The organism is Neisseria zalophi, assembly GCF_008807015.1.
Taxonomy (GTDB): Bacteria; Pseudomonadota; Gammaproteobacteria; order Burkholderiales; family Neisseriaceae; genus Neisseria; species Neisseria zalophi.
In genome coordinates, this window is sequence record NZ_CP031700.1 from 303342 (window position 1) to 316102 (window position 12761).

13 protein-coding genes and 2 pseudogenes are annotated in these 12761 nt (G+C 36.8%); 12 read left to right on the top strand and 3 right to left on the bottom strand.

Annotated features, from left to right (window positions below; translation table 11 throughout):
* Positions 1-24: 24 nt before the first annotated feature.
* The 6 genes and pseudogenes from D0T92_RS11870 to D0T92_RS01385 all read left to right on the top strand — a co-directional run.
* A pseudogene (locus D0T92_RS11870) lies at positions 25-1283 on the top strand (RHS repeat domain-containing protein); the annotation flags it as partial.
* 1116 nt (positions 1284-2399) lie between these two features.
* Positions 2400-2642, top strand: coding sequence for a hypothetical protein (locus D0T92_RS01365; RefSeq protein WP_263641700.1), 243 nt, complete (start codon positions 2400-2402; stop codon positions 2640-2642).
* A gap of 15 nt (positions 2643-2657) precedes the next feature.
* Positions 2658-2945, top strand: a complete 288-nt coding sequence (locus tag D0T92_RS01370) for a hypothetical protein (RefSeq protein WP_225315123.1) — start codon at positions 2658-2660, stop codon at positions 2943-2945.
* A 253-nt stretch (positions 2946-3198) separates the two neighbouring features.
* Positions 3199-3744 (top strand): Imm15 family immunity protein, encoded by a 546-nt coding sequence (locus D0T92_RS01375; protein ID WP_151049507.1) that lies wholly within the window; start codon positions 3199-3201, stop codon positions 3742-3744.
* 51 nt (positions 3745-3795) lie between these two features.
* Complete coding sequence (locus D0T92_RS01380; RefSeq protein WP_225315124.1) at positions 3796-4200, top strand: RHS repeat domain-containing protein; 405 nt, start codon at positions 3796-3798, stop codon at positions 4198-4200.
* Positions 4201-5174: 974 nt separating this feature from the next.
* Positions 5175-6182: pseudogene (locus D0T92_RS01385) on the top strand (IS5 family transposase).
* Between the two features lie 154 nt (positions 6183-6336).
* On the opposite strand, the gene D0T92_RS11875 reads toward D0T92_RS01385, so the two are convergent.
* Positions 6337-6537 carry a hypothetical protein gene (locus tag D0T92_RS11875; protein ID WP_449866976.1) on the bottom strand — a complete coding sequence of 67 codons (201 nt, stop codon included), beginning with the start codon at positions 6535-6537 and terminating at the stop codon, positions 6337-6339.
* Positions 6538-6681: 144 nt separating this feature from the next.
* Between D0T92_RS11875 and D0T92_RS01390 the strand changes: the two genes are divergently transcribed.
* From D0T92_RS01390 to D0T92_RS01410, 4 genes are all read left to right on the top strand, one after another.
* A complete protein-coding gene (locus D0T92_RS01390) occupies positions 6682-7707 on the top strand; it encodes an RHS repeat-associated core domain-containing protein (RefSeq protein WP_404821660.1) in 1026 nt (341 codons plus the stop codon).
* Positions 7708-7758: 51 nt separating this feature from the next.
* Positions 7759-8079, top strand: coding sequence for a hypothetical protein (locus D0T92_RS01395; protein WP_151049511.1), 321 nt, complete (start codon positions 7759-7761; stop codon positions 8077-8079).
* A 564-nt stretch (positions 8080-8643) separates the two neighbouring features.
* Positions 8644-8949 (top strand): hypothetical protein, encoded by a 306-nt coding sequence (locus D0T92_RS01405; protein ID WP_151049513.1) that lies wholly within the window; start codon positions 8644-8646, stop codon positions 8947-8949.
* A gap of 189 nt (positions 8950-9138) precedes the next feature.
* The gene (locus D0T92_RS01410; protein ID WP_151049515.1) at positions 9139-9402 is read left to right on the top strand and encodes a succinate dehydrogenase; all 264 of its coding nucleotides are present in this window, start codon (positions 9139-9141) and stop codon (positions 9400-9402) included.
* Between the two features lie 302 nt (positions 9403-9704).
* On the opposite strand, the gene D0T92_RS01415 is transcribed toward D0T92_RS01410, so the two are convergent.
* A complete protein-coding gene (locus tag D0T92_RS01415) occupies positions 9705-10277 on the bottom strand; it encodes a YdcF family protein (protein ID WP_191963652.1) in 573 nt (190 codons plus the stop codon).
* 311 nt (positions 10278-10588) lie between these two features.
* Between D0T92_RS01415 and D0T92_RS01420 the strand changes: the two genes are divergently transcribed.
* Together D0T92_RS01420 and D0T92_RS01425 are read left to right on the top strand one after the other, a co-directional pair.
* On the top strand, positions 10589-11173 hold the full coding sequence (locus tag D0T92_RS01420; RefSeq protein ID WP_151049519.1) for a phosphoribosylglycinamide synthetase: 585 nt from the start codon (positions 10589-10591) through the stop codon (positions 11171-11173).
* 82 nt (positions 11174-11255) lie between these two features.
* The gene (locus D0T92_RS01425) at positions 11256-12005 is read left to right on the top strand and encodes an OmpA family protein (protein ID WP_151049520.1); all 750 of its coding nucleotides are present in this window, start codon (positions 11256-11258) and stop codon (positions 12003-12005) included.
* A 142-nt stretch (positions 12006-12147) separates the two neighbouring features.
* Here the strand turns inward: D0T92_RS01425 and D0T92_RS01430 are convergent, their stop codons facing one another.
* Positions 12148-12744, bottom strand: a complete 597-nt coding sequence (locus tag D0T92_RS01430; protein ID WP_225315125.1) for a C40 family peptidase — start codon at positions 12742-12744, stop codon at positions 12148-12150.
* Positions 12745-12761 lie beyond the last annotated feature (17 nt).

Here is a 12761-nt window from a genome sequence, read left to right on the forward strand (position 1 = left end):
CAAGAAACCATTTGCGGCTACGATACCAACGGCCAGTTAATCGGCCAACATTAATGGGCGTTACCCGCTGACGAACCAAACTAACAAAGCGGCCTGCCCACCACCGACTGGGACAACCCCGAACACGACCTTATCCTACTGCACAAACACCGCCACATCCGCCACCACTACGACTCCAACGGCAACCGTACCGCCACCGAACTGCCCGACGGCAGAAGCATCAACTACCTCTACTACGGCAGCGGGCATTTACACCGGATCGATCTGGATGGAGAAATCATCAGCGATATCGAACGCGACAAACTGCACCGCGAAATCGAACGGACCCAGGGTAGGCTCACCAGCCGCTACGAACTCGACCCGCTGGGCCGGCTGAAACAACAAACCGCCATAGCGGACCTTCCCGAAACCGGCACGGGCAAAACCCGTACCCTCACCGCCGTCAAACGCCGCTACGGCTACGACAAAACCGGCAACCTCACCCAAAGCAGCGACCAGAGAAGCGGTGTAACACAATTCGAATACGACAAACTCGGCCGAATCACCAAAGCCGACCAAGAAACCTTTGCCTTCGACCCCACCCACAATATCCTTTCGGACGACCAAACAGATAAGGTTGCCGACAACCGCCTCAAAATCTACAACGGTATCAGCTATTACTACGACGACTTAGGCAATCTGATTCATCGTGAACTGGCCGACGGCGAAGTGCAGAACTATTTCTACGATCTACACGACCAACTGGTTAAAGTGGAAATCTTTAAAAAAGATAACAGCAAAGAGACTTGGGTTTATAGCTACGACGCACTAGACAGAAGAATCGGCAAAGGCCGAGACCTTTGCGAAATAGCCCTTCACCCGACAGCCGAACTCCAAACACAAGATTTCGGCTGTTTCTAACCGCAATACCCCTTTATTACTCCTCAGATGCCTAATTATTAGGCATCCGGCTGCCTTTTAGGCAGCAATAGGCGCACGTAGCCTGTTGGCCGCCTTCAACAGGTTCAAACATATCGCCTTTAGATGGAAATTTATTGTGGTTTGGGAAATATAAAGGTTGGGGGAAATTAGAGGAAGAGACCAATATTGCTAATGCCCATCAGCCGTTTAGGTTGCAGAATCAGTATTGTGATACCGAAATAGGGCTACATTATAACTTCTTTAGGTATTATGAGCCGGAGTGTGGGCGGTTTGTGAATCAGGATCCGATTGGGTTGGATGGTGGGAGAAACTTCTACACTTTTTCGGCTAACTCCCAAATGTGGACCGACCCTTTAGGTTTAGAAGGTGAAAGTCTACTTCAAAAAATTGATAAATGGGTTACAGGGGTAAATATAGAAACAACGGCAGCATTAGGGTTTGGTGTGAATGGTGGTTTGGAATATGCAGGGGAAGGTAAATTCATCTGTAACATTGCATTGACAGCAGGAGCAGTTGCCGAAATTGGGGCTGGTAGATCTATACCTTTAACAGGAAAGAGAGATGACGGCTTCTACAGTGAAATATGTGGGACAGCTAAGTTCTTAGGATCGGTTGGAGCATGTGCCAGTTCTACTTTAAAGAGACATCAAAAGCTTTATACATCAGCAAAAGTAGGGGTTGGTCTGGGAGGAGGTTTGACATATTACCAAGCCTTTTTCTCATACAAAGAAAAGCCAATAACAAAGTTATTAACCATATACCATGGTAATCTAATATAGGAAAGATAATCATATGACTTTAAAATCAATATCAGATTCAATTCTTCTTTTTTATTCATTTTTTAATTTGTATTGTGGGTTTTATCTTTGCAAAAAATATGAGGTTATTGATTCTTTTATCGATTTTCTTTTTTTCAAAAATATAAAAGCAGGTAAATTTCTATGGAAAATTGGACTTAATAAATCTTCTATAAATATAGAAAAAGATTTTAGATTTTATGTGATAAAGTATACAATACATTATTTTATACTACACCATATTGTGTTTATCGCAATAGATTATTTTCTATACAATTAAGTAATAAAGCTTATTTTTTAGGTAAAACTTTAATATAAAATATTTCATTATGGATAGTTTAATTTTATCAATAGCCATACTGGTTGGTTTTTTATGGGTATTTTTTTTATTGGTATAGTGCTTATTCTATTTATAAAAAGTATAATAATGTAAATTCTTTTATCGAATTTTTTATTTGTAAAAATATCGAAGCAAATAAATTTATTTGGGGAATTATTCTTAATAAATCCAGTGTAAATATAGAAAAAGATTATAAATTTTATTTTTTAAAGTATGGTGTCAGAGTATTTTTGATTATATTAATAATATAATTTATATAACAGAACCCCACTTTCAGACGGCCTGTACGTCATTTTACTAATTTCAAAGGGATTACAGGTATTCAATCTTCAAATATTATTATTCCACGTGATCAGAATAAAGTCTTTGCCGTTCCCGCCAAAGGTAAACCCATGAGTGCAAAAGATTTTCAAGAAAAATTTATTTTAAAAGAAGGAAGAGCAAAACATTACGTTGATTTTGATACCTGTCCGGGGGAGTTCACACCGAGACCCAACTCTCTAAACAGTAAAGCTATTGAATTTGTACATGATGGGCCATTTGGCTTATATGGTAGAAACCCAACTTATCATAGAAATCACTGATTTTAGGATGAATATATGAAAAAGAAATATATGAGAAAACAATATGTCAAAAAGAAATACATGAAGATTTTAAATAGAGACGAGATCATGGAAATTTATTTATTAATAGAGGAATTAAACGATATTTTTCATGATTCGGACAGATTCGGAAATATTAATATAATACAAAAATTTGTGGATGAATATTATCCTACAATTCATAAATTATATTATAAAATATTATGGAATGCATTGACCATAGACCAAAGAAAACAAATTCTAGAGGAAGATTATGACCATAAAATAGATGGACAATATGATTGATTTGGCAAACTAAAAAATAAATATAATTTATATAGTGAGTTAAGGACTGTATAGACACTTATGTAGTGTACAGGCTACAACAATACTCTGCTATTTAAAGTTATTAGTTTTGACTATCTACTTTTTTAGATGGTTTTTTTTATTAAAGATAGAAGTATACCAATTTTTTGGTAAAGATGATAAAGACTTTTTATTTTGTCATGGCTGGAACACATAGACAGTAAGTAATTGAAATATATAGAAAGTGAAATAAATGTTAACCAAAAAAATTGCGAAAATTTTTAAAGATTCATCCATTCAGTTTGAAGAACTTCTTTTTGATTATGAGACATTTGAAGAACCACCTTTGATACACGGATACCCTACAGTAAAAAAAATATTAAAAAATAATATAAATAGAGAAGATTTAAATACTTTTTTATTTAATTTGGCTTTGGCACATTTAAACAGTGTGGTGTTATATGCAAAAAATAAACTAACCCCGGAAGAGTTTGCTAATTTTTTTATTTGCTTAACTTATAATGACGATGAAAATGATGAGGTATATTCAGGTGTAAGTGAGTTTGGTTTTTATATGCCATCTTTTTGGGTTACAAGAAAAGAAAAGCAATTAGATATAAAAAATCAAATTAAAAAAGAAGATATTGCTAACTTGGAAGACTATCCCATTATTAAAAAAACGCTAACGGATTTAAACCTTATTCAAATTATGGATGTCCACCTTCAAAGTTGGACTGAACAATTTGGTTCTGAAAGTTATGATAATAAAAGATTTTTCTTTTTATATAAGGAAAATTAAATAATTGTATTTTTTATGGAATTTCTATTCAAAGCGTGAGGTGTGTGCTCTTTGGGCACGCACGCTTTTTTGGCATTCATCAGGCCGTCTGAAAAAACAAATCGCCGAATTAAATGCCGTTACTCAAGCCAAAGGCAAAAAAGTAGGGCGGGTTATACATCCGCCCAAACTGCCGTCAAACGCAGCTACGGCTACGACAAAACCGGCAATCTGACTCACAGCAGCGACCAAAGAAGCGGCGTAACACAATTCGAATACGACCAACTCGGCCGAATCACTAAAGCCAATAAAGAAACCTTTGCCTTCGACCCCGCCCACAATATCCTTTCAGACGGCCAAACAGATAAGATTGCTGACAACCGTTTAAAAACCTATAACGGCATCAGCTTAGAAGATAAAACCGACTTCACTTGGGACGGCAGCCATCTTTATCGTATAAGATTGGTTCAAATGTAAGTGAAATTATTGATTTAATTAATCCTGCTAGTAAAGCTAAAAAAGGATATGAAGTCTATAAAAAAGGAAAAAATGGAAATGCGAGATGAAAAAACTTTCCAAAACAGCAAAAAACAAGGAAAAAAAGATGGAGAAAGGTAAAAATATGATAAAAAAATGCAAGCAAAAAAATATATAAAAGATAAAGTTGAATCTAATATGGTTACTAGAGTTATGGGTAATATATGTCCAAAAAAATAAATAAGAAAATTATTAAAATAATAGGGTATATTATTTTACTTATGGTAAATAATTATAATTTATATATTTGTAGCTTAACTGGATACTGCGGTATGAATATTATTAAAAATTACAATATTGGCAGTTTTGGGTATTATTTTTATATTTTATTATATATACTAGTGGATAGTATAATAATACTTTTATGTTTTAGTATATTAAAAGAAAAAATTAAATAGTCTGCATAGAATAGAAAATAAAGATATGTTTAAAAAATTTTTCAAAAAAACTAAATATTATTTTTATGGATGGACATTTAATAAATATCGTAGGCATTTTATATATTTATTGCTTTTAATCGGATCATCTTTCAAACTATATAGTTGTTATTTATATGGGAAATGTAATACAAATAATAACTATGTGTCTATTACCATAGGAAATATAGAACATATCAAAATGGTTTTTTTCTATCTTATTTCATTTTTATTTTTCCTATTATTAAATATTTATCCATTTTTCATTCATAAATTTAAAAATAAGAGATAAATACATAGTAGCCTATATTTAAATACCTATTCAAGTTATAAAAACCACTTTCAGACGGCTTCAAAGACAAAAAACTGCACCGCGAAATCGAACGGACACAGGGCAAACTCACCAGCCGCTACGAACTCGACCCCTTAGGCCGAGACCTTTGCAAAAACCCTAAAAATCCCTTAAATTCTTCACCAAAGATATTTAAGGGATTTCTCATGAGTACGTTCTTTCAGCAAACCGCCCAAGCCATGATTGCCAAACACATTGACCGCTTTCCTTTATTAAAGCTCGAACAGGTAATTGATTGGCAGCCGGTAGAGCAGTATCTGAATCGTCAGAAAACCCGTTATATCAGAGATCACCGCGGCCGTCCCGCCTATCCCTTATTGGCTATGTTTAAAGCCGTTTTACTCGGCCAATGGCATAGCCTTTCCGACCCCGAACTCGAACACAGTCTCATTACCCGTATTGATTTCAACCTGTTTTGTCATTTTGACGAGATGAATATTCCCGATCACAGTACCCTTTGCCGTTACCGCAACTGGCTGGCATAAGACAATACCTTGGCCGAACTGTTGGATTTGATTAACCGCCAACTGACTGAAAAAGGCTTAAAGGTAGAGAAGGCGCAGGCTGCCGTTATTGATGCGACGATTATTCAGACGGCCGGCAGTAAACAACGTCAGTCCATAGAGGTTGATAGCGAAGGAGAGATAACCGGTCAAACCACACCGAGCAAAGATAAAGATGCCCGTTGGGTGAAGAAGAACGGTCATCATCAATTAGGCTATAAGCAGCACACCCGTACCGATGCGGAAGGTTACATTGAGAAGCTGCATATTACAGCGGCCAATGCCCACGAGTGCAAACACCTGTTGCCTTTGTTAGCAGGCATTGCCAAAGAGACCACCGTCTATGCGGATAAAGGTTACGACAGTGCGGAAAACAGAAAGCATCTGGAAGAATATAAACTGAAAGACGGCATTATGAGTAAATCCCATCGCAACCGTCCGCTGACGGAAGCGCAAACCCGCCGCAACAAACATTTATCGAAAACCCGTTATGTAGTGGAACAGAGTTTCGGTACGCTGCACCGTAAATTCCGCTATGCCCGGGCAGCCTACTTCGGGCTGGATAAAGTAGCGGCGCAAAGTCATCTGAAAGCGATATGTTTGAACCTGTTGAAGGCGGCCAACAGGCTACGTGCGCCTATTGCTGCCTAAAAGGCAGCCGGATGCCTATTAATTAGGCATCTGAGGAGTAATAAAGGGGATATTGCGGTCAAAAACAGCCGAAATCCTGTGTTTGGAGTTCGGCTGTCGGGTGAAGGACTATTTCGCAAAGGTCTCAGGCCGTCTGAAAAAATAAATCGCCGCATTAAATGCCGTTACCCAACCCAAAGGCAAAAACAAAACCACTGCAGGTCATACCGCCGTCCAACGCAGCTACGGCTACGACAAAACCGGCAACCTCATTCACAGCAGCGACCAAAGAAGCGGCGTAACAAAGTTCGAATACGACCGACTCGGCAGAATCACCCAAGCCGACAAAGAAACCTTTGCCTTCGACCCCGCCCACAATATCCTTTCAGACGGCCTCAAAGATAAAATTGCCGACAACCGCCTCAAAAACTATAACGGCATCAGCTATTATTATGACGACTTAGGCAACCTGATTCACCGCGAACTGGCCGACGGCGAAGTACAGAACTATTTCTACGATTTGCACGACCAACTGGTGAAAGTGGAAATCTTTAAACCCGAACGGGAAAAAGAGACTTGGGTTTATACTTATGACGCACTAGGCAGAAGAACCGGTAAAGGCCGTCTGAAAAACGGCCAAGAAGTTTCAGACGGCTTAGAAGATAAAACCGACTTCACTTGGGACGGCAGCCACCTCATACAGGAAACCCGTTCAGACGGCCTGTACACTTATATCTATACCGACAAAGATGCTTACGAACCTTTGGCACAAATCCGTAATTGGACAAACGAAGAAGGGGAAAGCTACCAAGAAACCAATTATTTCCACTGCGACCAAATCGGCATTCCGCGTGAGATGACCGATAAAGATGGAAATTTATTGTGGTTTGGCAAATATAAAGGTTGGGGGAAATTAGAGGAAGAGACCAATATTGCTAATGCTCATCAGCCGTTTAGGTTGCAGAATCAGTATTGCGATACCGAAACGGGGTTACATTATAACTTCTTTAGGTATTATGAGCCGGAGTGTGGTCGGTTTGTGAATCAGGATCCGATTGGGTTGGATGGAGGATTTTATCTTTATGTATATACCCCGAATATACAAATGTGGATAGATGGTCTAGGGCTTTCACCTTATTATGAAATGGGTAGCCAACAAATTTATAATAGTACTTCAAGTATAGGATGGCTTGGGGGAGCAGATTTTAAATTTCATGGCAATTGGTGCGGACCCGGCTGGACAGGCGGTCACCATGAAAGTTATAGCAAAGATATAGATAATAATGGTTATTATAAAAAGCCAATTGGTTTATTAGATAGTGCTTGTAAGCGACATGATATGTGCTACGCTGAATGCAGAGAATTGTTAGCCTGTAATGGATTTGCCAAAAAAGAATGCATGATAAATTGTGATGATCATTTAGTTAATGCAGCTAAAAATATCCAGTCGGATTCAAGTTCTTTTAAAGTAGAAAGAGATCTTCTTGCTTTGGCTATTAATCAAAATATGGGAATTGAAGGCAGTTGCTTAAAAGCATCCCCCTAAATTAATAATTAACCCGATAGGAATTTATAAATAATGATTAAAAAGAGAATTATGTTTGCCATTAAAGCACTTGGTATTTATTGGGCATTTTATATAATTATTTCCCTAATATTTGGACGATTTTTTATGGAAGTGGCATTCAACTTCTTTCTCATTTTACCTACTTCTTTATATTTATATGATATAGTCGAGTGGATTTTAAGACATATGGGTTTTTCTACCGATCTGCCATCAGATTTAATAAGATCACAATGGATACGTACAATTATCCATTATATTTTTTATTCTATTCATATTTTTACTGTTTCTTTTTTATTGACATTTTTTCTTTTTTCTAATGATCATGGTAGTAATGATGAAGATAAGTCATAGAAAAATTTATGTATATTTATTTAGAAATAATACAAGTTTATATAATAATTCCTATCAGCAAATGAGATTTTAAATCAATTTTCTGGGACTTATCCGTGATATTAAAACAACTATTGTTAATTTTAAAATTATCATTAATTTATATTGTAATATATATGTTAATATTAATATTGCAGCCATGGATTGCTGAAATATTAAATATATTTTTTACCTTACCATGGTCAATAATAGAGGAAAATATATTGGGTTTTTTTAATTTAAATTTAGACTCAACCTTGAATAATATTTTTTGGCGTAGAATTATACATTTATTATATAGTTTTTTAAGTATTTTCATTAATTTATTTACAATTGGTTTTATATTAAAGTTAATAAATAAAGTTAAAATCAAATAGAGTATGACTCATAATAATTTATTCAATATTTTTTGGGTAAGACAAATTAGAACAAAGAAATAGTAAAAAAATATTGCTATTCTTACTATTAAGTAGTCATTATTTCTTTGAATAGAAAATATACTTCCTATTTGTAAACACAATATTACATATTAAAAAGAGATTATTTATGAATTTTATAGTTAAAAAAAGAATTAAATTTTCTTTAGCTATACTTTTAATCTATATTTTGATATTTATTCTTCTTCTTCCTATTGCAGATGGTTGGATTGCCGGTATTTATTTATTTTTAACTACTTTACCGATAGCTTTAATTAAAATCTATTTAGTTGATCCACTTTCCATTCATTATGAAATTTTAAACTATCAACTATCTAGTTATCTTGTTAAGGAAATTATTTATTATTTTCTAAGTATTATCTATATTTTTTATATTGGATATTTAATTAGTATATTTTTCTGTCGTAAAGATTAAGAAGCTTTTTAAGCAGAAAGCTGTAGTTGGTTGAAAACAACCTACCTAAAAGCCTATAACAGAATCAGCTATTACTATTATGATGAATTAGTAGCGAAACATATTTTGTATAGAATATCTATTTGTAGAGAGAGTGTACCTTTAATTTTACTAATGGAAAGAATATAACGATACAAAAGGATACTTCATATGATACATAATAAAAATAAATTAGGTATTTATTTATCAGCAATATATGGGGTTATTGCATTGATTATTTTAGGAGGAAATACAGAAGGTAGCTGGGATGGATTTATCTTATTTATTTTAGCAATTCCATTTTCATTTCTATCTATCTTTATTACACATTATCTAAATAATATATTAGGTAATATACTATTTGTTTTTTTGAACATGCTTTGGTGGTATTTTGTAGGGTGGTTATTTACTAAAATTATTCACAAAAAAATTTAATTATGAGTAAACCATAAAGCTCATCATCTATTTAAAATGCAGGGGGGTATCTGCTTTTGAATACAAACTTTTTGCTTGATACTTACCAAGCCGCCTTCTGAAAAAATAAATCCCCCACTCGAATTACTCACTCGGCAAAACTGTAGGCGGCTGGTCAAATATTCTCACTTAGCTCTTCCTTTGATTCCACCTACAATATTCTTTCAGACGGCCATTTCACCAATACCTATTTAAGCAACCACCCTTTTTCTTCTTGGAAAAATCTAGAATAAACGGCTTTGAAAGGTGTATCCGAAACCGTTTCAATACCTATCCAATGCACCGTTTTTCACAATCGCACCGACTTCTCTGAGCAATACCAATAAATAAGCACCGCTATTGTCATAACAATTATGATGATGGGCATAAACCTGAATCTGTTTATCCGGCCATTGGCGGGCGGCCAGCCAGCTTGCACGCGGCATATGGAAGCCCGAACTCACCAATATCACACTATGATCATCTTGCAATAAAGGCGTGCTGTATACGATATTTTTAAAGGTGTCGTCCGCTTCGGTTTCTTGCTGAATGGCTGAAGCAGGCACGCCCATTTTTTCGGCCATCGCCTGCATGGTTTTCGAACCGTGTCGGAAATCGCGGTTAATGCCGCCGCTCATCACCAATTTTTTCACTTTTCCCGCCCGCCAAAGCTCAACAGCAGCGCCGACTCTGGCCGATAAACACGGATTCGGTTTGCCGTTCATATAAACTCTGGTGCTCAACACCAACGCACTATCCGCCGTTTGCATCATATCCGGCGTGCGTTTGCTGATGACGGCATCCTGATAGCCTACCCAAGACACCGCCGCCAATAATAAGATAAAAAATAATGCCATGCATATAAATATGGCTTTTTTGATATTTGATAAATTCCAATTCATTGGCTTTAGAAAAATATATAGCGTAAGCGTTTGTATATTGCAGGTAAAAGTATGGTAGTTAATTCTTCTAACTATTGTTTGACGAGAATATATTTCAGCTTAACTAGCTGTTATTTATAAAGATTAATTTAATGGGTTTATGTCATATCACATATCAAGCAACCCTTTTATTTTTTAATTCATTAATATATAATTTTTCTAAGATTTTGGGCATAACCTTTTTTATTAATTAGGTTTTTTTAGAAACTTTTTAGGGAACAACTATAATGAAAGTTAAAATATTAGCTTCGTTAATTTGCGCTTCTGCCTTTTTAGCAGGTTGCGATCAAATTTCAAGTATCGGCGGGAAAGAAGAACCCAAACAGGAGCAAACGGCAGTACCTCCTTCTTCAGGTGAAAATTTAATCCGCTCGGAAGAAACCCCGCAAGTTTCTCAAAAAGCAGCCGTGGCTATGCCTGAAACAACACCGATTCAAACCCAAGAATACGGCGATGGTGATATGGTGCATTTAACCAAAGCCCGTGTGGTTGGTCAGATTCTGACAGTCGAATTTTTATTCGTACCAAAGCGTAAACCTGATGGTAGCTATCGGTATGTAAGCTACGAGACCAAACTAGACAATGTAAGCTATATTGATGATGCCGCAGCGCAAAAGGTAAGTTTATTACAAGATGAAGCCGGTGTTTACATGGCTTCCCCATTAGCTTCAAATAAAACTGAAATTCGTATCAATGACGACGACCCTATTAAAATGACTTTGAAGTTTCCGGCACCCCCTCCCAGCACTCCCAGCATCAGCATCGATTTACCCCAAATCGGTTCGTTTGACGCTATACCTGTCAGCCGATAATAAACATTATGATATTAAGCTGTTTGAAAGATTCAAGCAGCTTTTTACTTAAATCAATTGTTTCTACAACGGAAGTAAGAATATGATAAATCTGAAAACCGTATCCGGTATTTTAATACCGATGTTTTTGTTATCTGCCTGCAGCCCCCAAGAAATAACGGAATCGGAATCTTCGCAAGAAATACCGACTGATGCAGAAATATCAACTGATGCAGAAATGCCGACTAATCCAAGCATATCAATGGATGAAGATATGCCGACTGATGCGGAAATAAGAGCGGCAGAACGGGCACCTTTACCCAGTAAACTTTCTGCCCGAGCCAGCAAGCTTAGCGGCAATGTAGTGAATATGAATGCAAACCAAGACGGAATCAATGGTGGTAATAATGGTTTGAATTCAGGCGGCTCCCAGCTTCATGGCAACGTTACCGGAATTTCTACCAAAGAAACCGAAAAAGGCGTGGAAGTGAATATGTCGTCCGACGTATTATTTGATTTTGATAAAGCCGATTTAAAACCCGATGCAACTGCCGTATTGCAACAAGCCGCTGCCATTATCAACGAGCAGGGCACAGGCAAAATTACCATCACAGGCCATACGGATAGCAAAGGCGAGGAAGATTATAATATCAAACTCTCTGTTGCAAGGGCCCAATCTGTTAAAGACTGGTTGGCAAAAAACGGCGTAACAAAAGACATGGAAGTCGAAGGCAAAGGCGAAAGCCTCCCCATCGCAGACAATGAAAATGCCGATGGCAGCGACAACCCCGAAGGCCGCGCCCAAAACCGCCGTGTAGAAATTATTATTGCCAAGCAAAAATCTACTCAATAAAAATACACAATTGATGCCTCGGCAAAATAGAATTCAATCTGCTGATGCCTTGGCATCAAATCTTTTTAAATGATGGGTTTAGTCAATCAGAACCTTATCATGCAACATACTTGATAAAGAAACAAAAGCCTCAAATATCTTTTTATTTACCCGGATATTGATATATCCATTCCACATCGGCATGGGTAAAGGCTTCGGGAAACAGGTATTCACCGCCAAAAACGGCAATATCCAAATACTGCCATTGCGGATTGAAATCCGGATTTTGTTGATGTACCGCATCGAAAACCAACAATGTGCAATAAAAAGGCTCTTCGGAACGCTTGGTCATGATAAAAGCCTTTCCCACCATATTTTCCGCACTTTTGGCACTTTGCGCCCGTTGATATCGGTTTAAAAACCTAGGGCGCACAATAGCAATAGCATCGGCTTTGTCTGCCGCCGTAAACTCATTTAATGACGTTAACAATACCTGATTCGGATGTTTGGGATCATCATCGGTGGTTGCGTGGGCAATGATAATATCCGGTTGGGTTTGAACAACCATGCCAATATGCGAATAGCGGCTATGACTCACCCTTTTGATAAATTGGCTATCCGCCGAACGGCCACTTCGAAAAATCCAATCGCCGGTTTGCAATAATTCAGCCGGCGGAAGAATAATAGCCGTACCTTGATTATCTTCCGACTTATCAAAATAAATAATTAAAATAAATAAAAAACATAATGGAATGAACAAAAAAGATGGCTTTAATT